Origin of the sequence: Ensifer sp. Root127, from assembly GCF_001425225.1 — a bacterium.
In the GTDB taxonomy this organism is placed as follows: Bacteria; Pseudomonadota; Alphaproteobacteria; order Rhizobiales; family Rhizobiaceae; genus Ensifer; species Ensifer canadensis.
Genome location: NZ_LMDX01000008.1, coordinates 174641 through 198225, shown reverse-complemented (window position 1 = coordinate 198225; position 23585 = coordinate 174641). Strand labels below are relative to the sequence as shown.

Annotated in this window: 22 protein-coding genes; 12 read left to right on the top strand and 10 right to left on the bottom strand. The window is 59.9% G+C overall.

Annotated features, from left to right (window positions below):
- Window positions 1-29 precede the first annotated feature (29 nt).
- Genes ASD03_RS11680 through ASD03_RS11670 form a run of 3 tightly spaced genes read right to left on the bottom strand, consistent with a single transcriptional unit; the run spans window position 30 to window position 2640 of the window.
- Entirely contained in the window at window positions 30-1631 is a 1602-nt protein-coding gene (locus ASD03_RS11680; RefSeq protein ID WP_057209654.1) for a 4-hydroxyphenylacetate 3-hydroxylase N-terminal domain-containing protein, read from the bottom strand.
- Window positions 1628-2059 carry a nuclear transport factor 2 family protein gene (locus tag ASD03_RS11675; RefSeq protein ID WP_057213623.1) on the bottom strand — a complete coding sequence of 144 codons (432 nt, stop codon included), beginning with the start codon at window positions 2057-2059 and terminating at the stop codon, window positions 1628-1630. Before ASD03_RS11675 ends, ASD03_RS11680 begins: the two co-directional genes overlap by 4 nt.
- Window positions 2059-2640 carry a flavin reductase family protein gene (locus ASD03_RS11670; protein WP_057209650.1) on the bottom strand — a complete coding sequence of 194 codons (582 nt, stop codon included), beginning with the start codon at window positions 2638-2640 and terminating at the stop codon, window positions 2059-2061. Before ASD03_RS11670 ends, ASD03_RS11675 begins: the two co-directional genes overlap by 1 nt.
- A gap of 214 nt (window positions 2641-2854) precedes the next feature.
- Here ASD03_RS11670 and ASD03_RS11665 point away from each other — a divergent pair, with 214 nt between their 5' ends.
- Window positions 2855-3793 carry a LysR family transcriptional regulator gene (locus ASD03_RS11665; protein WP_057213620.1) on the top strand — a complete coding sequence of 313 codons (939 nt, stop codon included), beginning with the start codon at window positions 2855-2857 and terminating at the stop codon, window positions 3791-3793.
- Window positions 3794-4303: 510 nt separating this feature from the next.
- Here ASD03_RS11665 and ASD03_RS11660 read toward each other — a convergent pair.
- Entirely contained in the window at window positions 4304-5455 is a 1152-nt protein-coding gene (locus tag ASD03_RS11660; protein WP_234908009.1) for a hypothetical protein, read from the bottom strand.
- 582 nt (window positions 5456-6037) lie between these two features.
- Here ASD03_RS11660 and ASD03_RS11655 point away from each other — a divergent pair.
- Together ASD03_RS11655 and ASD03_RS11650 are read left to right on the top strand one after the other, a co-directional pair.
- Entirely contained in the window at window positions 6038-6898 is an 861-nt protein-coding gene (locus tag ASD03_RS11655; RefSeq protein ID WP_156407937.1) for a hypothetical protein, read from the top strand.
- Between the two features lie 306 nt (window positions 6899-7204).
- Window positions 7205-7543 (top strand): amidohydrolase family protein, encoded by a 339-nt coding sequence (locus tag ASD03_RS11650; RefSeq protein WP_063963345.1) that lies wholly within the window; start codon window positions 7205-7207, stop codon window positions 7541-7543.
- On the opposite strand, the gene ASD03_RS11645 is transcribed toward ASD03_RS11650, so the two are convergent.
- Genes ASD03_RS11645 through ASD03_RS11625 form a run of 5 tightly spaced genes read right to left on the bottom strand, consistent with a single transcriptional unit; the run spans window position 7518 to window position 12510 of the window.
- A complete protein-coding gene (locus ASD03_RS11645; protein WP_057209644.1) occupies window positions 7518-8579 on the bottom strand; it encodes an aldo/keto reductase in 1062 nt (353 codons plus the stop codon). The two genes, ASD03_RS11650 and ASD03_RS11645, sit on opposite strands and share 26 nt — an antisense overlap.
- A 14-nt stretch (window positions 8580-8593) precedes the next feature.
- Window positions 8594-9538 (bottom strand): oligopeptide/dipeptide ABC transporter ATP-binding protein, encoded by a 945-nt coding sequence (locus ASD03_RS11640; RefSeq protein ID WP_057213617.1) that lies wholly within the window; start codon window positions 9536-9538, stop codon window positions 8594-8596.
- Complete coding sequence (locus ASD03_RS11635; RefSeq protein ID WP_057213614.1) at window positions 9516-10514, bottom strand: ABC transporter ATP-binding protein; 999 nt, start codon at window positions 10512-10514, stop codon at window positions 9516-9518. Before ASD03_RS11635 ends, ASD03_RS11640 begins: the two co-directional genes overlap by 23 nt.
- A 2-nt stretch (window positions 10515-10516) precedes the next feature.
- A complete protein-coding gene (locus tag ASD03_RS11630) occupies window positions 10517-11524 on the bottom strand; it encodes an ABC transporter permease (protein WP_057213611.1) in 1008 nt (335 codons plus the stop codon).
- Window positions 11524-12510 carry an ABC transporter permease gene (locus ASD03_RS11625; protein WP_057209638.1) on the bottom strand — a complete coding sequence of 329 codons (987 nt, stop codon included), beginning with the start codon at window positions 12508-12510 and terminating at the stop codon, window positions 11524-11526. The genes ASD03_RS11630 and ASD03_RS11625 overlap by 1 nt, the downstream gene beginning before the upstream one ends.
- A 293-nt stretch (window positions 12511-12803) precedes the next feature.
- Between ASD03_RS11625 and ASD03_RS11620 the strand changes: the two genes are divergently transcribed.
- From ASD03_RS11620 to ASD03_RS11590, 7 genes are read left to right on the top strand one after another with little or no spacing between them, the layout of a single operon-like run.
- A complete protein-coding gene (locus tag ASD03_RS11620; RefSeq protein ID WP_057209637.1) occupies window positions 12804-13844 on the top strand; it encodes an ABC transporter substrate-binding protein in 1041 nt (346 codons plus the stop codon).
- Between the two features lie 12 nt (window positions 13845-13856).
- On the top strand, window positions 13857-15089 hold the full coding sequence (locus ASD03_RS11615) for an acyl-CoA dehydrogenase family protein (protein ID WP_057213608.1): 1233 nt from the start codon (window positions 13857-13859) through the stop codon (window positions 15087-15089).
- A 10-nt stretch (window positions 15090-15099) separates the two neighbouring features.
- Window positions 15100-16134: an ABC transporter substrate-binding protein gene (locus tag ASD03_RS11610; protein WP_057209634.1), complete on the top strand. Its 1035-nt coding sequence runs from the start codon at window positions 15100-15102 to the stop codon at window positions 16132-16134.
- A complete protein-coding gene (locus ASD03_RS11605) occupies window positions 16131-17021 on the top strand; it encodes an NmrA family NAD(P)-binding protein (protein WP_057213605.1) in 891 nt (296 codons plus the stop codon). The genes ASD03_RS11610 and ASD03_RS11605 overlap by 4 nt, the downstream gene beginning before the upstream one ends.
- Before the next feature lie 5 nt (window positions 17022-17026).
- On the top strand, window positions 17027-18277 hold the full coding sequence (locus ASD03_RS11600) for an NAD(P)/FAD-dependent oxidoreductase (RefSeq protein WP_057213602.1): 1251 nt from the start codon (window positions 17027-17029) through the stop codon (window positions 18275-18277).
- A gap of 19 nt (window positions 18278-18296) precedes the next feature.
- Window positions 18297-18947 (top strand): NAD(P)-dependent oxidoreductase, encoded by a 651-nt coding sequence (locus tag ASD03_RS11595; RefSeq protein WP_057213598.1) that lies wholly within the window; start codon window positions 18297-18299, stop codon window positions 18945-18947.
- Window positions 18948-18962: 15 nt separating this feature from the next.
- On the top strand, window positions 18963-20270 hold the full coding sequence (locus ASD03_RS11590; RefSeq protein ID WP_057213595.1) for an NtaA/DmoA family FMN-dependent monooxygenase: 1308 nt from the start codon (window positions 18963-18965) through the stop codon (window positions 20268-20270).
- A gap of 306 nt (window positions 20271-20576) precedes the next feature.
- Here the strand turns inward: ASD03_RS11590 and ASD03_RS11585 are convergent, their stop codons facing one another.
- Window positions 20577-20987: a helix-turn-helix domain-containing protein gene (locus ASD03_RS11585; protein ID WP_057209619.1), complete on the bottom strand. Its 411-nt coding sequence runs from the start codon at window positions 20985-20987 to the stop codon at window positions 20577-20579.
- A 92-nt stretch (window positions 20988-21079) separates the two neighbouring features.
- Here ASD03_RS11585 and ASD03_RS11580 point away from each other — a divergent pair, with 92 nt between their 5' ends.
- Both ASD03_RS11580 and ASD03_RS11575 read left to right on the top strand, forming a co-directional pair.
- Window positions 21080-21973 carry an NmrA/HSCARG family protein gene (locus ASD03_RS11580; protein ID WP_057209617.1) on the top strand — a complete coding sequence of 298 codons (894 nt, stop codon included), beginning with the start codon at window positions 21080-21082 and terminating at the stop codon, window positions 21971-21973.
- A 475-nt stretch (window positions 21974-22448) separates the two neighbouring features.
- Window positions 22449-23495, top strand: a complete 1047-nt coding sequence (locus ASD03_RS11575; protein ID WP_063963344.1) for a PAS domain-containing sensor histidine kinase — start codon at window positions 22449-22451, stop codon at window positions 23493-23495.
- The last annotated feature ends 90 nt before the right edge of the window (window positions 23496-23585 follow it).

Here is a 23585-nt window from a genome sequence, read left to right as displayed (position 1 = left end):
GGCGCGAAAGCGGCGCCGGCACAGGTTCATCAGGCAGCGTTGACGGTAGCCCGGTCCCCGGAAGAGCCAATGTAGCCCTCGTGAACGTCCTGAGCGCGAGCGTATTCCGGCTGGAAGCGAACGTTGGCATAATGGGCGTTCTTCTCAGCTTCCTGCGCGCGCTTTCCGAGCTCGGCGGTATCGCCGAAACCAAGCACTTCGCGTGCGAGCGCAGTGAGAGGGCCGTCTACATGGTACTCGGTACGCTGGAGCGTAAGAAGGTTTATGAGATAGAGCGGCGTTCCATTGAACTTTTCGAACATCTCGTGGCGCGTGCCCCATTCCGTCAGGAACCGCTCGCTGATCTGGCGGAAGATCTTGATACGGTCATGTGCGCTGATCTCAGCCCCACGGAGTGCCTCGGCAAGTTTCGGACCGAGGTAAGGATCATCGAGCTCCCGCTTCGTCGGTTGAAGCACGATCCCGCGGCCGCAGAACTCGATCAGCATGTTCACCATCTTCGGCTGATGTTCCAGATAGTGAGCTCGACCAAAGTCGATGTAGATGTTGTTAGGCTTGAAGAGACCTCCCGGAGTAGCGAAGCCGGTCTCTTCGGCAGCCAGCATGAAGGCCGTGCAGGTTTCACGGAACCTGATCATTTCAGCAAGCTGAGACTGAACCACCGGATTGTTGCTTGTTCCGAGGGATTGAGTAAGCAGAAGCGCGAGGCCAACCATTAGTTCGGCATGAACACAATGGCGGATCTGGGTTTCCAGATGCACCCAGTCGAACTGGCGCTGTGGATACCATTTGGCATGCTCGGGGCTGCCGATATGCTGCACCTGAGACCAGGGGATCAGAACGTCTTCGAAGTAAACCATGGCGTCGAGTTCGTCGCCGATGGTAGCCAGGGGTCGATCGTAGGGGTCTGCGTCGGGCTGAACACGGGACTCGCGGGCGACTACCGAGATACCCTTGGTAGCAATCGGAACCAGTGCGTAGACCGTCTGCTCAGATGTCTGGCCCGGCCGCCAGAGATTGCCGATGAGGATGTGGTTGACGAAAGGAACAGATGTGCCGATAGCCTTCCAACCTCTTACGAGAATGCCGTCGTCGCGCTCTTCCACGATGCTCAGCATCGGGGTCTCGCTCAGTGCTTCAACCCGACCGCGGTCGAATTGAACGTCAACGAACATCGGAGAGATGGCCAAATCCTTGCTGGTAACCTCGTCCCATTGACGCTGGATGTTGCCGGACAGATCGCGATGACCGTTTTTGAAGCGGGAATTGTCGGCCCATGGCTGCTGGTCGTCGACCTGTGTGAACATCACGCAGTTCATACCCATCGGAGGGCGGGTGAAGATGCCGCCTTTGAAGTAACGGAAGATGAAATCGGCGTATTTGCGTCGGCGGACTGCGTCTTCCTTCGTCCGGGGAAGGAACCAATGCATGGACTGGCGGTTGCCCTTCTCGTCGATGAACGTCGCGATGTCCTGATTGGCGGGATCGAGATGCAAGTCGTAATAGTCCGCTATCGCCTGCGCATAGCCTCGCGTCTTAGGATGAGTGGTGACATCGTCGATAAGTTCCCCACCGACATAAACACGGCGTTCGTCGCGTAGCGATTCAAGATATTCTTTACCCGTTCTCATGATCTTTCCTCTGGAGTGTTGCAGTCGAGCTGTTTCTGGAACGTCGTTGCGTCCCAGTAGTCTTCACTGCGCGCGATCTTTCCGTTCTCGAGAGTGAGAACCATCAACCCGCGCAGAGAAATTTTTTGGCCACGAGGGACAATCGGTCCCAGCGAGGAGCACAAGGTCCCAGTCAATGTGTACTGGATCGCGGCTCTGCCCTCGTTGCCTGCGATTATGGAGCCGAGCTTCCATTGGGCGTCGGGAAACCAGCCAATGAATTTTTGCAGGCCATCGGCGATGGCCTGCGCGCCTTCTTTGGAGCGACCATGAGCGATGTCCTCGTGGATTGCATCCACTGTGTAGAGTGCAGCGACATCGCCCGTGCGATGACTGTTGTAGGCGGCGCAGAACGCCCTGACGACAGCAGTTATTGCAGCGGCTTCCATCACGACATAGCCCTCTGCATTGAAACCCCCTGCATGTACTGTCCTTCTCCGTAAAGGAGCGGCTTCTTGGCAGAAGGCGCGAGGACCGCCCGGACCTGCGCCAGCATTACGAGATGGCTGTTCACGACAAATGTCGTGTTTGCTCTACAATCAAAAGTTATGAGCGAGTTCCTAAGGACGGGCATCTGAATCCTGTCGGGAACCGCTGCCGAGGGGAAAACGAAATCCTCAATGAATTTGTCCTCTCGGGGCCTTGAGCAAAATTGCGAGACTGCCACTTGCTCCTCACTGAGGATGTTCACGGCAAAATGGGGATCACGGGTGATGTCGCTGGCAGTCACCGTGTCTCGATTTACACAAGCAATCAGGATGGGGGGGTCCATGCATACCGGGCTAAAGGCGCTTACGGTCATGCCCCATGGACGGCTCTCATGGAGAGTCGTTATGATGGTGACGCCGCCGACGAATTTGCGCATCGCCGACCGAAATGCCAGCGCTTCCGGCCCAGCATTGAGCTCCCACGGCGGGAAAGCATCGTGAACATCTTCAAATGAAGAATTGACATTGTCTTGATTGCGCATAACTCCTCCTTTGCGCAAACGTTACTTTGTTTGCACTCGCTAATGAACAAGATGGACACTCATGATCGCTAGATATACTAACAATCGACTGCGGATTTGCTTTCGTTCCCAAAGATTTTTTATTGACTTGGATGTTACGCTGCTGTCGTAATGTGTCCAATCGATTATTCGGAAGGAATCTATCGAGCTAACGGATACATAGGGAGGAGCAATTATGAACCTTCGGGGAGTGGATCTTAACCTGCTAGTGGTCCTCGAGGCCTTGCTTCGTGAGAAGAGCGTAAGCCGTGCAGGTGAGCTTGTTGGACTAAGCCAATCGGCGACGAGCGCTGCTCTCAGTCGATTAAGAGACCTGTTTCATGATCCATTGCTGGTTCGCGTGGGCCGCCAATTGGCGCTGACTCAGAACGCGGAAAACTTGGTGGAACCGCTAAGGGATGCTCTGAGCAAAGTTCAGCAAACCCTTATGCAACAAGGTGGTTTCGATCCGCTGCTCGATGCTCGCACTTTCACCATAAGCGCCTCAGATTACGCCGTTCTCGTCTTGCTGGGGCCACTGATCAAACGCTTGGAGACTGAAGCGCCGCAGATAACCCTCCATCTTGTTCCGCGTTCGCGAGACACCGAAAAGATGCTCCACGACGACCTCGTGGACGTTGTGATCGAGCCGAGCGAATTGCTTCCCGATAGCGACTTCCCGTCCGAGCCTCTTTTGAGTGACAGATGGCTGTGTGCTGCCGATTGCAGGAACAAGGCAGTTGGGGGCGCGGGCAAGGTTTCGATGGATGCATTCCTTCGCTCGTCGCACCTTGCGTACGGCATCGGCCCCGACCGGCGACCAAACCTGGCCGACCAGCATTTGGCGCGAGAGGGCATCAGCCGCCGAATTGCGGCAACGGTCGAAAGTTTCGTACTGGTCCCGTTCCTTCTGCGCGACTCCAATTTGATAAGTCTAGTATTGGAAAGGGTAATCCGCGAGCTTGCAGCGCCGGGCATAATAGGCGCGGAACCGCCGATGTTGTTACCAGACATTCATGAACGCATGTTTTGGCACCCAAGGCACACGAGTAATCTCGCACACTGCTGGTTGCGTGATTGCTTGCGAAAAACAGCAGCCGAAATCCAAGGCGGCTCTGCGCCCCCAATGCGTTGAATAGGCCGGCCTGCGCGGAGAATTGATCTCGATCGTAAGCCGCTATCGCGGCCAATGGGGGCGACTTTTTTTCTCACGAAATCTGCCGCATGGCTCTAGGGCGACGGCGACAACTGCCAGCCAATCTTCTTCGAGACCTTCCTGACCGACCGCGGCATCGAGTTCGACACCAAAATGTCGAGCAGGCAAGCCGGCGCTAGGCAACAAGGCAAGAGAAATCGCCTTCGCCCGGAACGATGGCCGACTTAGGCAAATATCCACACGCTGTTGCAGATCTGTTTATTCATATGTCATCGCCAGTTTCAAGGAAATCGAGCCTCCTGAAATCAGGGTCGTGGCCAGCCACCATGATGATCAACCGCTTCCTGTCATTGCGTTCACGCGCCGCGCCGGAACACCGATCACTCGAGAATGGTCCCGAACTCTCGCTGCTTCCGGCGACAACGGTCTCGTGCTGCTCAATACCGAGGCTCCATGCGGCAAGCTAACACACCTCGGCTGTAAACTGCTTTATGGATGCGCATGCGGCTCCAACTTGTGGTCATCTGGCCCGCCCGGACCATGAGGATGCTCGACACTGTAGCTATGAGTTGTCTTCGCTCCGTCACCAACAGAGCCATCACGGTTCGCGCCATAGAATACGAAGTGCAAACCCCAGTATGCGGTACAGAAGACGACCAACGCGACTGAGAGCCCGACAGGAATATTGACCACCCGGCGTTTGAAGGCAGTCATCAGGTCGACGCCCCTGCGGTGGTCAGCGGCGACAGCGATCAAAATGGCCATGATTAAGCCGTGGCCGATCAGGTCAACACGACCGAATGGCCAGACCGCGGCCGTGAAGATGACGAGCAGCGCGATCGCGGAGAGCCTGCGGATCAACGGGGTCCAAAGCAAACCGAAGCCAAGTGTGAACTCGGTGACGCCGGCCATCGGAATGAAGACGTCTCTCGGCATGCCAAATGTGAGAAACGGCTTCTCCACGACCAGGGGATAAAACCAACTTGGAAAAGCAAATTTTTCGAGACTTGACCACATCAGAGCGATCGCAAGGCCCCAGCGTAACGCTTCAAAACGGCGCGACCTTAGTTCTTCATTCTTGAGAGGCTCAAGTATGAGATATCCGGCAACACCGAGACCCAACGCCAGGTAGTCGAACAGGTGGAAGAGATCATAGTCCCGCAACGCCAGTACCCAGAGGGCGACAATTCCAATTCCGGCGATGGGCATGGTGCGTCTGGAGAAAATGCAACAGGCAATCACGAACTGAAGCCAGGAGACCCACTCAGCAGGGGTCTTGAGATCTGGTGTCAGATACACGCCGCCGACGGCAAAAATGGCAATGAAGAACGCGGCGATGATCGACCTGATGTAGTCGTCCTGGCGCATCCACAGGGGATCGGTCATCCAGTTCAAAGCGTTGATGGCTGTTTCGCCCACAGATGTGCGCTCTAAGATGCGGGTTAGAATGAAGAATACCAGGACCAGGGCAATTCCTGCCCAGAACCACGTATCCTGCAAGGTATCGCCGACCAGCTCAGGCGGTGCCCCAACGATGTAGGGGGCAAACCACTTCACGTGAGCGAATGCCGGTATTGGCGCGAGGGTGATAATTGCCCAAGCAAAGAAAACCCGTATCGGCGGTTGGATCTGCTTCCACATGGAAGTCACTTTCTTTGAGAGGATGTTTTCACTGAAAGGACGCGACAATGAGTTCGTGCGCCGGCCCGAAAAATTCGCAATGGAGGCGCAGCCATTGAAGTCGTAACAGCGACCTTTGCCTGGTGGCTACCTAGCCCCGCTCCAGCTCTTCGCATGGAAGCCACGGCGGACATACCGATCAAGATCACTCCGCGTCTTCGCGCACGAAGATCGGAAGCCTTTCGCAGAAGTGGCCCCAAAATTATCGGGTTCTGAACGGCAAGAGCGTGAGGTTGATCTGCAATTCATTCTGAGAAGCGCGGCAACCCAGTTGTACAATCAGTCGCCTCTCCTCCGCCTCACCTACTCCGGCACGCTCGCAGTATTCAGAAACGCGCACTAGAGGGCGCGCTTCCTGTGAACAGCGGGAGGATATGTCATTCGATTGCACTCAGGATACCTCGTCTTCGTTCCCGCCGACCGTCGGACATGGTGCCGGCATGGACGCAATGATAGGTACCCTGCGGCGAAACCGAAGCTATACGAAGGTTTGGCACGGATCGGGAACCGCACCCCAGCTGTATGTCAGCCTGGAGAAGCAAGTTGCTTAGTGCGCCGCGACCACGCCTTTTCTACAAGCAGATGTGTTCCGAACAAAGGCCGCGTCTGCAAGAGGAATTGCCAGAATCAAACATGCGTATAGCTAAAACAAGCGGCAGAGAAGGCTATCATGCCCGTAACCAACATCTTGGCATAACACGCGCGGCGACGGTCTCTTGCTGTCGGACGCAAAAACGGGTCGGGCAGATCGGCATGACAATAACTCATTACACCCAGTACGTCAGGGATCTGAAGACGACCATCGATCAGGTTCGTGAAAAGCCGTCATTGTTCGAGCGTGCAACCATAAAGCTAGCCATTTGTCGGAACGGCTATGCCTATAGGAGCACGGAGCGGCTTCAAGAGCGATCCCTGGTAAGCGAGTACAAAATTGGCCCGGTCCATAGTCAGGCGCTCAAGCACGACGACGGCACACTCAGCCGTGAGGAAATAGAACACTTCTTCAAGCTGCCGGAAGTCTACGCGTACTCCGACCTGGCGCTGACCTTCGACCGCAGTCCGCTGATGAACGCACATTGGGACGCGACTATCGGACTGGTGGATGCCCGCGTGACATCGATCAGTGGTTCAGCTATGCGGCAGAGGATGCTGTTCATCGGCTTCACCGACCCAGTGCATGCTGAATTCGCCTTGCAAGTCGATGACGCCTTGCTTGTTCACAATCACCGTACGGGTTCGCAGTTCTTTGAATGGATCGACGAAAACTGCGAGTCGCCGAAGGATGAGATGGTGAGTTCCGGCAAGCCTGCGACAACCGCGAAGTCCGAACAACGCTGGTCGCCTTTGCGGATCAGATGGTGGAGCGCTGGTTTTGCGAGCAGACAACAACGCGGTCGCCTATAGGGTGGGTCGCACAATCACGGCCGTCGCTGTACATGTGCAGCGCTGTATCCAGCCCGCCGCTCATCGTCGAAACGAGAACCTGTCGTCCGAATGTACCATCTCGATAATTGGGGTTGCCATTTTTGGTTTGGTTTTGGGCGGTTCGACTGTCGTCCGTAGAGATGCCGATCCACCGAAGAAGTTGTTGGCTCAAGTAAGAGGGCCTACCATCAGCTGTGGCGCACCAGATGAAAGCTACGACCGCGCTTTCGCGGAGAGCCGCCCGAGCGCGCGGCCGGCAAACGCCCCTACATTTATTTCGACACGATGGGGCACGATCCCGAGATCATCCGCAGCCTGACCGGCTTCTTCGGCGCAGAGCGGGTGCTGGCCGGAACGGACTGGCCGATCCTTGCCGCACTCGACGGCAAGAGCCTGACCGAGAGCCTCGCGGAAGCCGGACTAAACGACATGGATTTCCGACGTGTTGCCGGCGGCAATGCCAGGCGCCTCCTCGGCTTGCGAGAGACAAAGGGCTGCCGCCGCCGAATAGACACCCGACAAAACGAAGCCCGGATTTTCGGTCCGGGGCTTCCTTTTTTGAGCGGAGCTTGCCCGGCAGACAGCCGGGCAAGCCGCCTCAGGCGACGCGCTGCGCCCGTGTGAGCGGAATGATCTCTGCCTCCGCCGCGCCAAAGCGCGGCAGCCGGCCTTCGAGCGGATGGCCAGGGTCGGTGAAACCGGGGGTCGATGGGTGGCCAGCAGCGACCAGCCGGTCGACCAGGGCTTCGTCATCGGCATCGATCTTCACGTCTAGCGCACGGACATAGCCGTCCCATTGCTCTTCGGTCCGCGGTCCGCCGATGGTCGAGGTGACGAGACGGTTGTTCAGGACCCAGGCGAGCGCAAAATCCGCGGCGGGAATGCCTTTCGCCTGAGCGTGTGCAGCGATTTGCTTGGCAATCGCGATGGATTCGTCGCGGAATTCGACGTCATGCATGCGCTTGTCGCCGCGGCCCGCCCGCGTATCAGCGCCAGGTGCCTCGCCCACATTGTATTTGCCGGTCAAAACGCCGCGCGCCAGCGGGCTGTAGGTGACGACGCCGAGCCCATAGGCGGCTGCCGCCGGCAATTGTTCGGCCTCCGCCGTGCGGTTGACGATGTTGTAGAGCGGCTGGCTTGCGACCGGTCTGTCGATGCCGAGTTCATCGGCGAGCTGCGCGATCTCGGCAATGCGCCAGCCGCGGAAGTTCGAGACGCCGAAATACCGCAACTTGCCGGCCTTGATCAGATCGGCGATAGCCCTGACCGGCTCCTCCAGCGGCGCGTCGAACACGGCGCGATGGAAATAGAGGATGTCGATGTAATCGGTGCCGAGATTGCGCAGTGAGTTCTCGACCGTCTGGTAAACCCATTTGCGCGAGTAGCCGCCGAGGTTGGGTCCCTTCTTGTGCGAATTGACGAACTTGGTCGCCAGCACCCAGTGATCCCTGTCGGCCTTGATGCCACGCCCGACCACCTCTTCCGACTTGCCGTCGTGATAGACGTCGGCCGTATCGATGAAGTTGATGCCCTGTTCGCGTGCCTTGTCGATGATGCGGAAGGCGACATCATCAGGCGTCTGGTTACCGAACATCATGGACCCGAGTGTCAGCGGTGATACCTTGAGGGCACTGCGCCCGAGATAACGATACTCAACCATTTAAAATCTCCATTTCAGTTGATGCTGTCCGCAAAATGGCAGGCCACCTCGTGGCGTGGTGCTATGAAGCGGAATTCGGGTTCGGCGGTGCGGCACAGATCCGCCGCCAATGGGCATCGGGTGTGGAACCGACAGCCGGAAGGAATGTTGCTGGGGCTCGGCAGATCACCGCCAAGCGGGGCGGCGTGGCGCGGGCGCGATGGATCGGGCACCGCCTCCATCAAAGCACGCGTATAGGGATGGCGCGGATCGGACCACAGCGTCTCGTTGTCTGCGCTTTCGACGATCCTGCCGAGATACATGACCATCACCCGGTCGCAGAAGTAGCGCACCACTGAAAGGTCGTGGCTGATGAAGATGTAGGAAAGGCCGAATTCCTTCTTCATCTCGACCAGAAGATTGAGGATCTGTGCCTGGATCGAGAGGTCGAGGGCCGAGACAGGTTCGTCACAGACGATCAGCTCCGGATTGAGCAACAGCGCGCGGGCGATGCCGATCCTTTGTCGCTGGCCGCCGGAAAACTCGTGCGGATATCGGTTGATGGCATCGGCCGGCAACCCGACTTTCGATACGATGCCGGCGACGATCCGCCGTCGCTCCATGCTCCCGCCTGCCTTGTGCACCACCAGCGGCGCTTCGAGAATTTCACCGATCGTGTGGCGCGGATTGAGCGACGCGAACGGATCCTGGAAAATCATCTGGATCGACTTGCGCACGCTCCTCAATCGCCGCTGGTCGATGAGCGTGATGTCCTCGCCTTTGAATTCGATCCGCCCCTCGGTCGGATCAACCAGCCGAAGAAGAGTTTTGCCGAGGGTCGACTTGCCGCAGCCGCTTTCACCCACCAGCCCCACCGTCTCCCCGCGCTCGACGCGAAGATCGACGCCATCGACAGAGCGCAGAAGCCCATCACGGCTCTGGTAGTGGGTCTTGAGGTCAGTGGCTGAGAGCAAGGGCATCGGGCACGGCCTTGATGGACGAGGTGAAGGGGCAGGCAACGAGGCGATCGGGTGCCGGGGCGGTCAAGGGCGGGATATGGTGGCCGCAGCTCGCCCGCGCCTGGGCGCAGCGCGGCCTGAAGGGACAGCCCGCCTCGCCCACCGCCGAGACGATCGATCCTGGAATTTCGGTCAAAGCGCCGTTGCGATAGTGGAAATCGTTCTTCAACCGCGGCGAAGCGGCAAGCAGCCCGCGCGTGTAGGGGTGCAGCGGATCCTTGAAGAGGTCTGCCGGCAGTGCCTGCTCCACCTTACGGCCTGCATACATCACCACTACCCTGTCGGCCCATTGCGCAACCACACCCAGATCATGAGTGATGAGCACAACGGCCATCTGTAGCTCGCGCCTGAGCGTGTCGAGCAGATCGAGCACTTGCGCCTGGATCGTGACGTCAAGGGCGGTGGTCGGCTCGTCGGCGATCAGTAGCTTCGGCCGACAGGCGACCGCCATCGCGATCATCACCCTCTGGCGCATGCCGCCGGACAGCTGGTGCGGATAGTCGTCGACCCGTTTGTCGGCTCCCGGAATACGGACCAGCTGCAGGAGTTCGATAGCGCGCGCCCGCGCCGCTTTTCCCGAAAGCCTTTCGTGAACCTTCAGCACTTCGCCGATCTGACCGCCAATCGTCATCACCGGATTGAGGCTGGTCATCGGTTCCTGAAAGATCATGGCGATCTCGCGCCCGCGCAGGCGCCGCATCTCGCGCGCATCGAGTGCCAGCAGGTCGCGGTCGCCGAACGTGATACGGCCGCTCGTCACCCTTGCCGCGCGCGGCAGCAGCTGCATCAAAGCCAGCGCGGTCAGGGATTTTCCGGATCCGGATTCCCCGACGATCGCAAGCGTCTCGCCCTGAGCAACCTCGAAGGAGAGGTTGCGAACCGGTTCTGCACGTGGGAAGCCGATGGTGAGGTTTTCGACCCGAAGCAAGGGAGCCATCGTCAACGATCCTGCGAAAAGCGGGGATTGAGGGCGTCGTTCAATCCGTCACCGATGAGGTTGAGCGCCAGCACCGTGAAGACAATCGCAAGCCCAGGCAGTGCCGTCAGATACCAGGCGGTTCTGACCAGCTCTCGGCCGGTCCCGATCATCGAGCCCCAACTGACCACATTCGGATCGCCGAGCCCCATGAAGGACAATGCCGATTCCATCAGGATGGCGGTCGCGACCATGACCGACGACGTGACGATGATCGGCGGCAAGGCGTTCGGCAGGATCTCGCGGAAAATGATGCGGGCATGGCCGAAGCCAAGGCTGCGGGCAGCCATGACGAAGTCCTTCTCGCGGATTGCGCGGAACTCGGCGCGGGTCAACCGTGCCACGGTCGGCCAGGAGATGACGGCGATCGCAAGCGTCACGGTGGTCGCCGAGGGCTGGGCGATCGCCACCAGGACGACAAGAAGGACAAAGCTCGGCAGCGTCTGGAAGATCTCAACGAGCCTGACGAGAATATCGTCGACCCAGCCGCCGAAATAGCCGGCAACTGCGCCAACCAGAACGCCGAACGTCAGCCCGAGTGCGGTCGCCGTCAGCCCGACAAACAGCGAGATGCGCGAGCCGTGCAGGATGCCTGATAGCACGTCGCGTCCCAGCGAATCCGTTCCGAGAGGAAAGGCCGGATCCTGTCCCGGCCACAGGAACGGCCGCCCCACCATCGAAAGCGGGTCGTCGGGGAAAAACACGGGCGCCAGAAGCGCGACGGCGATGACGAGGCCGAGAAAGCCAGTACCGAACAGCGCGTTCGGATTGGCGAAGAAGACCCTCATGGCGCGTCGCCCATTGGTAATTGCGATCGTCGCACTTTGCTGGGAGCGCGCGTCCGGCGCCTTCACGTTGGACCAGGCCGGGCCCTCCGTCGGCGCAACCCCGGCAGGCTGCTCATTTTCTGTCGCAGACGCATAGGTGGCGCCTGGAATATTGCGGAGTGCTCCGACACCGGTCGAGGACATCAGCGTGCTCCAATTCGAGGATCGAGCCAGGCGTGAACGAGGTCCACGGCAGCGTTTGCGATGATGACGAGAAGCGAGGACAACAGGAGGATGCCGAGCAGCACCGTGAAATCACGGCCCATGACCGCTTCGAAGGCGAGCCTGCCGAGCCCCGGCCAGCTGTAAACCGTCTCGACCACGACGGCACCGCCAAGCATGCCGCCGATGTGCATGCCGGCCATGGTGGTGATCGGGATCAGGGCATTGCGCAGCACATGCCTGGCAGTAACGCCGAACGGCGTCAGTCCCTTGGCATAGGCGGTGCGGACGAAATCCTGGTTTTTGACTTCGAGCATGGAGGCCCGCGTCAGCCTGGCATAGATCGCCACGTAGAAAAGCGCGAGCGACGTCGCCGGCAGCACCATATAGCGCGCCGTGTCGAGCAGTGCCGGCCAGCCTGTGAGCCGCGAGCCGATGGTGCCTGAGCCGCCGCTTGGCAGCCAGCCGAGTTTGACCGAGAAGAAGACGATCAGCATCAGGCCGATCCAGAAGCTCGGGATCGAGTAGAACAGCAATGAGAAGACCGAGAGCAGCCGATCGGGAAGACGTCCGGCAAATGTCGCCATCAAGGATCCTAGAACGACGCCGAGGAAGATCGCGATGACGAGCGCCACCGCCATCAGAGTCAAGGTGCCCGGTAGGCGCTGGGCGATCAGGTCGGCGACTGGCATGCCGTAGCGCGGCGAAAATCCCAGACTGAAATGCGCGAGATTGTTGAGGTATGTCGCCAGTTGCTCCAGCACCGGGCTGTCCAGCCCGAAGCGGGCCCTGAGTGCTGCCACGCTTTCCTCGGTTGCCGAACCCGCCTCGCCGGCAAGCACGTCGGCAGCATCTCCCGGCGCCAGCTGCAGCAGGAAGAAGTTGAGGATGATGATCCCGAGCAGCGTCGGAATTGCCTGGACCAGCGTGCGTCGCAGCGTTCTGACAATTCTGACCAAAGCCGGCATGCCTGTCGTCTCTCACTTGAAAATTCGCACAAGGCGAAACGTGTCGTCGGCCCCGGATTTCCCACGCCGATGATTTTATTGTTGACTAACTCTATAGGCTTTGTCAAACGTGTTTTGGTAAATTCGACCCGACAACGGCGATCTGCGAGAACCAGTTTTCCATACAGCTCTCAAAAGACACTGATTTCGGTGGATTATTCTCAAAATGCGAACCGCTCGGCAACAGCTCACTACAAAGCGCGCCCTGAGCGGAAAAGGCTTCCTGATATCATCTTGAGGACGGCAGAGGATCCATGACGCGCAAGAACACTATCTCACAAATCTGGTATACCCGCTGCCCGGTCCCGACCCCGGTCGGCCTTGCGACCCAGCTGGGTCTGCTCGACGAAGCCTTTGCCAGCGAGGGCATCACCCTCAACTCCATCATCGACAGCAAGGACCGGACGATCCGGTCCAGCCACTTCAACCATCATCTGGATTACTCGTTTCGCCACGGCGGCAACGTCCCGCCAATCCGCGCCCGTTCGGAAGGAAATCCGACGCGGCTCGTCGGCATTACCTGGACCGATGAGTTCCAGGCCATCATCACCTTGCCGGCAACGGGCATCAAGACGACGCGGGAACTTGTCGGCCGTCGCTTCGGCATTGCCCGGCGCCCTCCCGGCATCGTCGACTTCATGGCGGCTACCGCTCTGAAGGGCCTTGTCTCTGCTTTGTCGCTCGAAGAGCTGACGCATACGGATGTCGAAATCGTCGACATCCCGCTTGAAGATACCGTGCTCGACAATCGAGACGGACCTCAGCTCTACGGCCTGCGCAACCGGCAGGCCTATGGCCCTGAAATCGCAGCGCTCCTTCGCGGCGATGTCGATGCAATCTATGTCAAGGGCACGCCCGGCATCAGCGTCGCCAACCTTTTTGCCACCCATACCGTGACCGAGTTCGGTTTCCACCCCGACCCCAAAATCCGCATCAATTCAGGCTCACCACGCATCCTGACGGTCGACGAGCGGCTGGCAGAGGACCGGCCCGATCTGGTGACAAAGCTGATCGAGACCCTCAAGCGCGCAAGCGCCTGGGCCGAAGCGCATCCGGATGACGTGCGCCGCTTCGTTGCCCGCGAAGTCGGCGCATCCGAAGAGGTCGTCGCCGCCGCCAACGGCCCGGACCTGCATCGCCATCTTGGGATCGGTCTCGAGCCTGAGCTGGTGGACGCGATCGGTCACTACAAGGACTTCCTGCACGAGTGGGGCTTCCTTGCCCAGAACTTCGACATCGAAGCCTGGGTTGATCGTCGTCCCTGGGCCGATCTCGAAACACGCGCCGTTGCCTGACCGGAGAAGCCGATGACCGCCGCAACTGAAATCGAGTTGGCGATTGAAAGGGCCGAGGACTTGGGAAAGCGCTTTGCGCTGACCGCCCGGCATTATGACGAAACCGGCGAATTTCCCTTCGCCAATTTCGATGCGCTTCACGAAGCCGGGCTGCTCGGCCTCGTGACCGCGACGGAGCAAGGCGGTCTGGGCGGCGGATTGACCGAAGCGCTCTCGGTCGTCTCGGCGATTGCCCGCGGCGAGCCGTCCACAGCGCTCGTTCTCTCGATGCATTACAACCAGCATTATTCGCTGCGCACCTCGGGCAAATGGCCGGAGCATCTTGTCGAACGGGTGATCAAGGCCAACCGCGAGGGCGTGGCGCTGATCAATGCTGCGCAGGTCGAACCGCGTGTCGGATCTCCGTCACACGGCTCTTTACCGGAGACCATCGCGCGCCGGGTCGGCGATCACTGGCGGATTACTGGCCACAAGACCTATGCGACTGGCATTCCGCTGTTGCGTTGGATCGCCGTGCTCGCCGTCACCGACGAGCCGGTGCCGCGCCTCGGGTCGTTTCTCGTGCCGACGTCCGCCGACGGCATTCGCGTCGAAAAGACCTGGAACGCCACCGGCATGCGCGCCACCAACAGCGACGATCTGATCCTCGACGACGTCGCCGTTCCGGTGGAGGATGTGCTTGATATAGCGCCCGCGAGCGAAGGCCTGAAACGCGACGAACGCATGGGCGCCTGGTACTTCAGCCTTGTGCCAGCGATCTACGACGGTGCTGCGCGCGGCGCCCGCGACTGGCTGATCGAGTTCACCACCACGCGGGCACCCACAAGCCTCGGCGCACCGCTCTCCACCGTGCCGCGCATCCAGGACGGGCTCGGCCAGATCGAGGTCCTGCTGACGGTCAATCGCCGGCTGCTCCGGTCTATTGCCGAGGATTTCGACGCCGGTCGGCCATTCGGCCCGGATGCGGCGGCGGTCAAGCACACCGTCATCGAGAATGCGATCGCCGCAACCACGCTTGCACTGGAACTCGGCGGCAATCCCGGCATCAGCCGCGACAACCCGCTGGAGCGTCACCACCGCGATGCGCTGTCCGGCAAGGCCCATGCGCCGCAGAACAACCTGATCCGCACGATGCTCGCCAAGGCGGCACTCAGCCGGCACGCCGCTGCCCCGGCGCTGCCGCTGGAGCCGGTGCCGGTTCGCACCCATCAACAACCCCGCCTTGCCGTTGTCGGCCGCAGCTAGGAGCCTCGCGATGTCATCACTCAATTCCGTCTGGTACACCCGTTGCCCGGCCCCCACGCCCCTGTCGATCGCCCACCAACTCGGCTGGGTCGATCGGCAGTTCGAAGCCACCGGTGTCGCGGTTCGATCGATCCGCGACAGCAAGGATCAGACCGTCCGCGAGAGCCATTTCACCCATACGCTGGACCACTCGTTCCGCCAGGGTGGCAACATCCCGCCCCTTTGGGCACGATCGGGCGGACGGCAGACCCGAGTGGTCGGCATTACGACCACGGACGAATTCCAGGCGATCATCGCGCTTCCCGGCTCAGGCATCGCCAAAGGCTCGGATCTGAAGGGCCGGCGCATCGGGGTGCCGCGCAAACCGAATGAAGCCATCGTCGACTTCCAGCGCGCCACCGCGTTGAAAGGCATCGTGTCCGCATTGGAGCTTGAGGGGCTCACCCATCGCGATGTCGAACTGGTCTATCTCGACAGCAGCGAGGCAAACCTGATCGAAAGGGGCAATGCCGCGTTTCTCGGGTTGAAGCGCCGCTATCCCTACGGCGACGAGCTTCTGGCGCTGGCGGGCGGCAAGATCGATGCCTTCTTCGTCAAGGGTGCCGAAGGTTTGGTGCTAGCCAATCAGATCGGCGCCGTCGTCGTCTCGGAATTCGGCTTCCACTCTGATGCAAAGATCCGCATCAACAACGGTACGCCGAGGCCCTTGACCGTCGACCTCAAATTTCTCGACGAGCATTTCGACCTTGTCACGGGCCTTGTCGCAACGGTCGCACGTGTTGCCGAATGGGCGGAGGCGAACCCGAATGAAGCGGTGCGCTTCATCGCCAATGAAATCGGCGTGGGCGAAGACGCGATCCGGGCTGCGAATGGTCCGGATGTCCACAGCCATCTCAAGCTGACACTCGACGATGAGCAGTTGGCTGCCTTCGACCACTTCAAACGCTTCCTGCTCGAATGGGGCTTCCTTCCGGCCGACTTCGACGTGTTTGGCTGGATCGATCACCGGCCGCTGGAGGCCGCATCACGGCGGGCGGCCGCATGAGCAAAGCAGCAGTTCCTGTCACCGGTGCGACAACCATCATCGCCGGCGCCACCGGCAAGCTCGGCCAGCTCATCGTTCGGAGGCTGGCCGCTCTGAAACAACCGGTTCGCATCCTTACGCGCCGGCCCGATGCCGCACGCCGCCTGTTTGGCGAAAGCGTACAGATTGCCGTCGGCGACTTCGGCGATCGTACTTCGCTCGATACCGCGGTACGCGGCGCCGGACGGCTCCTGCTCCTGTCGCCCATCAGCGCCAGGCTCGTCACCGATCAGATCAGCGCAGCCGATGCCGCCTTAGCGGCCGGCGTCCGGCGCATCGTCAAGATCTCAGGTTCCGACTGGACCATCGACCCGCCCGGTCATTCCATCTCCGGCGATGCCCACGCCGCTGTCGAGCGGCACCTCAACAGTCTTGCACTGGATACCGTTTCGCTTCGACCGAATGCTTGGATGCAGGTCTCGCTCGCCAACGCCGTCCGCCAGGCAATCGCTACCGATACGGTGGCAGCGGCCAATCCCGACGCCGGTGTCGGCTACATCGATGCACGAGATATCGCCGATGTCGCCGTCGATCAGCTTCTCGCCGACACCGTCACTGGGCGAACACTCAATCTCACCGGTCCTGACATCGTCAGCGCGCGCCAGCTCGCCGATCTGCTCTCGACGACTTTGAAGCGGCGGTTTGCCGTCGTCGAGAAGCCCCCTTTGGCGGCATCAGGCGATGCCGACTTCGAACACCGTGCCATAGCGCAATTCGCGAAGTTGATCGCTGCCGGTCGTGCGGCCACGACGACCGATGTCGTGAAATCGCTGCTGGGCCGACCACCGCGCAGTGTCGCAGCCTTCATCTCCGAACATGCAGCCGCAGAGGCAGCGCTCAGCGAGTAACAGTCATGAGCATCTCTTTTGTTGACATCGCCATTATTGGCGGGGGCCCAGGCGGCCTTGCGCTGGCCCAGGGTCTGAAGAAGAACGGCATCGATGCCGCCGTGTTCGAACGCGATCCGGGCCGGGCCGACTACGTGCAAGGCTTTCGCATGCGTATCCGCCAGCGTGGCATCGACGCACTTCAGGCCAATCTGCCGACGCATCTCTTCCAGGTCTTTCTGGACACGCTCGGGTTTGCCCCGACCGAGAACCTGATCCTCGACGAGGGCTTCGAGCGTCTCGATAATGCCGGGCTCGAAAGTCGGGAGACCGAGGACACGCATATCGAAAAGTCTGTGAGCAGGATCACGCTGCGGCAGATCCTTCTTTCCGGGCTGAAGGGCAGGTTCCATACGGGCAAACGCTTCGAGCGCTATGAACCGCTCCCAGACGGCACGGTTATCGCGCATTTTGCTGACGGCTCGACTGTCCGCGCCAACCTTCTGGTCGGTGCCGACGGTGCGGGGTCGGCCGTTCGCCGCCAACTGCTGCCGGATCTGAAGAGCATCGATACCGGTGTTCGGCGCCTGGCGGGCAAGATCAGCCTTGAAGCGGCTGCGCACCATGACATCTCACCGCTTCTTACCGAGTTCAACACCAATATCCGCCCGAGCGACGGCCGTGGCCTGATGATCACCAGCCACCGGGTCGATCCAGCCGCCTATGCCCGGCACGATTTCATTGGCGCCGAAGACCCCGATCATCGCAACATCCCCGGTTTCCATTTCAACAACACCACCAGCTACACCTGGTGGAACACCGCTTACGATACGGACGAACTGGGACCGGATGAACTCCTTGAAACGCTCGATGGCGCCGGCCTGCGGCAAGCGCTACTTCAACGTATCGGCCATTGGGACGAGCGCATCCTGAAGCTCATCCGCCACAGCGATCCGTCGACGGTCGCCTTCCTCAAGGTCAAAAGCTCGACGCCCGGCGCGAAATGGCAGCCCGGTCCGGTCACGCTGCTCGGCGATGCGATCCACGCGATGACCTATTTCCGCGCTCTCGGCGGCAACACCGCGCTCTACGACACCGGTCTGCTGGTTCGCGAGCTCGTCGCCGCGCGACGCCATGACAAGCCGCTGATCGCAGCCGTCCACGACTATGAGAACGCCATGCGAGAACACGGCTACGAGGCCGTCCGCTCCTCGCTCTCAGCCATGCAACGCAATGTCGGGGCAAACCGGCCGCTAAAGTCGGTGCCTGCACTCTAATCCCAGGAAAGATCTGATCATGTCCATCGTCGTCTTCGGCGCCTCCGGAAACATCGGCAGCAATATCCGCAGGGAGGCGCTGTCGCGTGGCCGTCGTGTGACAGCCGTCACCCGGTCCACCGACATCGAACCCGAAGAGCGCCTCACCCTGCGCAAGGCCGATATCGCCGATGCGAGCGCGGTCGCAAGCATCGTCAAAGGACACGATGCCGTCATCAGTGCCTATAGCCCAGGTTTGCGCCGTCATTCCGCAGAAGTGGCCGCGGAACTGATCCGAGATGCCCACGCGGCGCTATTTGCCGGCGTGAAGCAAGCGGGCGTCCGCCGCATCATCATCGTCGGCGGCGTGGGCAGCCTGGAGGCGAGCCCCGGTGTCGACGTTGTCGACAGCGACTTTTATCCCGTCGAACACAAGGCCCATACGTTGCGCAACCGCGAGATCCTGCGCAGCTTGAAGCGCGGCGAACACGATCTCGACTGGACCTATGTCTCTCCGCCGCTTTCGATCAAGGCCGGCGAGAGAACCGGCACCTACAGGCTTGGCGAAGACCGGCTGTTGCGCGACGAAGCGGGCGAAAGTCGCATTTCGGAGGCCGACTTCGCCATCGCCATTCTCGATGAGCTGGACCAAGGACAGTTCATCCGCCGCCGCTTCACCGCAGCCTATTGAAGGACAGTGATTGGCATGTCCCGCAAGACGCGCAAGCTCAACCTCAATGTCGGCATCAACACGACAGGCTATTTGCCGGCCGCCTGGAAATACCGCACTGGCGACCGTCACGACATCTACGATCCGGACTATTACCGCCGCCTGACCGAGCTCGCGCACAGGGGGCTGTTCGACGCCGTGTTCTTCTCCGACCATCCGGCGATGATGACCGACCCGAACAGCCGGCCGTTCCACACGATCGACCCGCTGATCCTTTGTACGGCCCTGGCGGCACAGGTGCCCGACATCGGCTTCGTGGCGACGATGTCGTCCACCTACAACTCACCCTACAATCTGGCTCGCCGCACCCAGTCGACGGATATCACTTCCGGCGGCCGGCTGATCATCAACATCGTCTCGTCCTTTAACCCGAATGTCGCCGCCAATTTCGGCTCGGCACCCCTGCCACCGCGCAACGAGCGCTACGCCAAGGCTTCCGAGTTTCTCGATGTCGCCAAGAAACTCTGGGCAAGCTGGGATCCTGCCCGCGAGGGCAGCGTCCCCGACGATCGGTTCTGGGACGCGGCAAGCGCCCAGGCGATCGACCACGAAGGCGACCACTTCAGCGTCAGGGGACCGCTCAATGTGCCGCGCGGCCCTCAGGGTCACCCGGTAATCGCGCAGGCAGGGGCATCGGAGGGCGGGATTGATCTCGCCGCGCGCCATGGCGAAATTATCTACTGCAATATCCTCTCCCGCGCCGCCGGCCGGGCATTCGGCGCGAAAGTCAGAGGTCGCGCTGCCGCCCTTGGCCGTGATCCGGCCGGCATCCGCATCGTGCCCGGGCTCGTGGTCATCCTCGGTGAGACAAGAAAGGAGGCGTTGCGCAAGCACGAACTGTTCAGCGGCGCCGGCTCTGAAGACGCGCTGATCGCGAGGTTTGCCAAGGAGAACGGTATCAATCCTGGCGGCTTTGACCCGGATGCCGTTCTCGATGCCGAACGCTTCGTCCCCGATCCCAACCGGCTTCAGGCGGTGGGCATGGGCCTCGGGCTCTCGGACCTGCTGAAACACGAGAAGCTTACGGCAAGACAAGTCGTGCGCCGCTCGGAGGGCCATCACCGTCTGCTGCTCGGCACGCCGGAGGAGGTCTCCGAAGCCATCATTGATCTTTGGGCTGACGGAACCGTGGATGGCTATACATTGCAGCCACCACGCGCCCCTGACGATATCGAGGAGTTCATCGACAAGGTCGTGCCCATCCTGCAGGATCGCGGCGTCTACCGCACTCGGTATGAAGAGCGAACGGTCCGCGAGCGTTATGGCCTCCCCTACCCCGAATAAAAGCGCTCGACAGAACACGAACGATGAACGAGTACCGAGTTTCACATGCGTTCTCGACCGAGCGCAGACTCTTGCAAAGATCGACCGCGGCTGATGCCAGCGGGAGAGTTATAACGTTATAACTTCGACCAGCTATAATGTTTTCGCAACGCAGCCGATACGCATGCCGGCTGATTTCCGACCAAGCACAGAGTTTAATGAGATAGCCGGCACCGACAGTGAGGCAAAATTGCCCAAAAGCGGATCTTGCGGGAGGCACTACCGGTGGTCCCGCAGTCGTCGAGTAGAAAACGACGCTTGGGTTAACTACGTGGCATCGTCGTAAGCGCGACGGTATTCCTGGATGGTGTGCAGATTATCACGGACCCAAAAGTTGAACCCTTCAAGGGCGCGCAAAGCCCCGCCGCCCATCTCGGTCAGCTCATATTCGACACGCGGCGGCACTTCGGGAAAATAATGGCGCACAACGAGGCCGTTACGCTCCAGATTGCGCAGTGTAAGCGTCAACATCCGCTGGGTGACGCCATCAACCTCTTTCTTAAGGGCTGAGAAGCGGAGCCGATGCTCCTTCGCGAGCGAAAGGCGCCAAAGGACTTGAACAGTCCATTTGTCGCCCAGCAGCGTGCACACCCCGTTTGCCGGGATAGGTCTGAACAGCCGATTACCCTCTGATCCTTGCAGCGCATCGGCATGGAGTTGTTTGTTCAAGGGTATCATCCTTGTGCCTGACGCTGAAAAATGTGCCGTCTTCCAGCGGTTTTCCATTCGTATATATCGATGACCCTTGTTGTTCAACACGAGGGTTTTCAATGACCAATGGCAAACAGCCAATTTTTGTTTTCGGCGCCACCGGACGGCAGGGAGGATCTGTTGCCAAAGCCTTATTGAAGGCGGAATGGCCTGTTCGCGCGCTCGTTTTGAATTCCACTGATGCCGCGTCTTTAGAGCTGGGGATTGCAGGCGTCGATATTGTGCAGGGCGCCTTCGAAGACACGGACGTGATCCGCGCAGCTATGAAAGACACCTATGGTGTTTTCAGCGTACTGCCGGCCAACTTAGCGGCAGAAGACGAAGTCCGCTACGGTATCTCAATTGCTGATCTGGCAGCCGAAATCGGTGTCGACCATCTCGTTTATTCTTCAGGCGCTAGCGTTGGGGATGAACTGACAGGTGTCGCGCGTTTCGATGCCAAGCCTCGCATCGAAGCGCACGTTCGAGAACTCCGCATCACCACGACCATCATCCGGCCGATGATCTTCATGGAGATGCTCGTACGACCTGGTTTCGGTTTGGATGAAGGACGGTTGGTATCCCTGATCAGACCGGATCATTCAATCCAGCTTACCGCGGTGGAGGACATCGGCAAATTCGTTGCTGCGGTGTTTGCCGACAAGACCCGCTTCGGCGGCATGACTTTGAAGATCGCAAGCGACCGCGTGACCGGGCACGAGCTTGAAGCCGCCCTTACCGAAGGCGCCGGTCGTCCAATCGCCTACGCACGCTTTTCCGATGACGTTCTCGCGGCGAATGCGGACCTCGCGCACATGGCGAAGAGCTTGGAGGATGGCCCGCTTGCAGAACGTGTCGATCTGAACGCCATGCGTGAGATCAACCCGGAGCTACTCTCTTTCCGGTCTTGGCTTGCCGGGAACGGACGCAGGGCACTCGATGAAGCCTTGAGGACAACCAACACGCTGGCGTGACTCCGGCTTTATTCACACGGGGTCTAATAGCGCGCGAGCAGGAAACCACCAACACTCGCTGTTCCTGATCGCTCTGACACGCCGAGCTGCCGCGTGGCCGAAAGCCGGCATATAAGCCGCCGAACGCGTCGGCGTGTCGCAGTCGCGGCGGATGCTAGCAGTTGCGGCCTTGACGAGGCCGCGCGTCCCAATCGTCTGCGGCTACGGCGCAAGCCGAGTTCGATGCACGTCGCCCGGTCGAGATGCCGGTGGCGATCGACGACACGCCCCCGACGCTTCGGCGGAAGCTGCCATGATAAACGGGCAAGAAATCCCTGGCATCAAACCTAGGGCGCGCTTATCTATGGCTTGCGACCCAAGGAATGGTTGTTTGGGAGCAATTTCGATGCTGGCGTTGACGACCGCTATCGTCGTCATGAAAAGGTGGCGCAACTAGCCAAGCGAAAATTCCTTGCCGGGACTGAGGGGAATCCGAATGGATGCATGGGGCGATACCAGAATGGGCAGAGCGATCAGACAACACGATTGGTCGCTAACCCCACTCGGCCCCATCCGCGAATGGCCAGTTTCCCTCAGAACAATCGTCGAAATGATCCTCGGCTCTGAGTTCCCCCAGGCGATCGTCTGGGGTCCTGACTTCACCACGATTCACAACGACGCATTCCTACCGATCCTCGGTGCGAAACCGCCCGCTCTCGGCAGGTCGTTCGCGGACGTGTGGTCGGAAGCTTGGGACCGTATAGGGCCGATTGCAGAAAAGGCTTATGCCGGGGAAGCGACGTACATCGAGAATTACCCGCTGACGATCAATCGTGATGGCTTCGACGAATTAGCTTTTTTCACGTTCTGCTACGCGCCGCTTCGCGATGATGATGGGAAAATCGCTGGTCTGATCGACACGGTTACAGAGACAACGGCTACTGTGCGCGCAAGAGAGACTGAACTCGTCCTGCGCCGGGAGTTGCTGCACCGCGTTAAGAATACGATGGCCATCGTGAACGCGGTGGTCAGTGCATCTTTGAGAAATGCCAACAGCCTTGATCACGCGCGAGAAACCATCACCAGCCGGATCAGCACTCTGGTCAAGGCGCAGGACCTCTTATCAGAAGAGGACGGCGCGCAGATCGCCGAGGTGATTTCACAAGCCATCGCTCCGCACATCGACCGTCCGGATCGAATAACCATGTCTGGTCCAGACCTTCAGCTGTCAGCACAGCAAGCCACAGGCATTTCACTGGCAATCTACGAGCTAGCGACGAATGCGGTGAAGTACGGTTCGCTTTCTACCGATGAAGGTCACGTCGAAGTCGTCTGGTCGACCGACGGGGATAAAGGGTTCTTTTTTACCTGGCGCGAGGCTGGCGGACCTAGAGTATGCGCGCCGCAGAGAACCGGGTTTGGCTCGATACTCGCGAACAAGATCGTTGCCACGTATTTTTTTGGGGAAGCGAAGTCCTCGTATAATCCCGAAGGTCTCCATTTTCAGTTGACTGGATCATTGTTGGGCGCTGAGAACGCGTAAACAATATCCTCGTGGATCGCCAGCGCTGGGTCGCCGACCCGTCGTTGCCAGTCGAAACCCTTCCAAGCGCAAAGCTCGTTATCTCGGGTC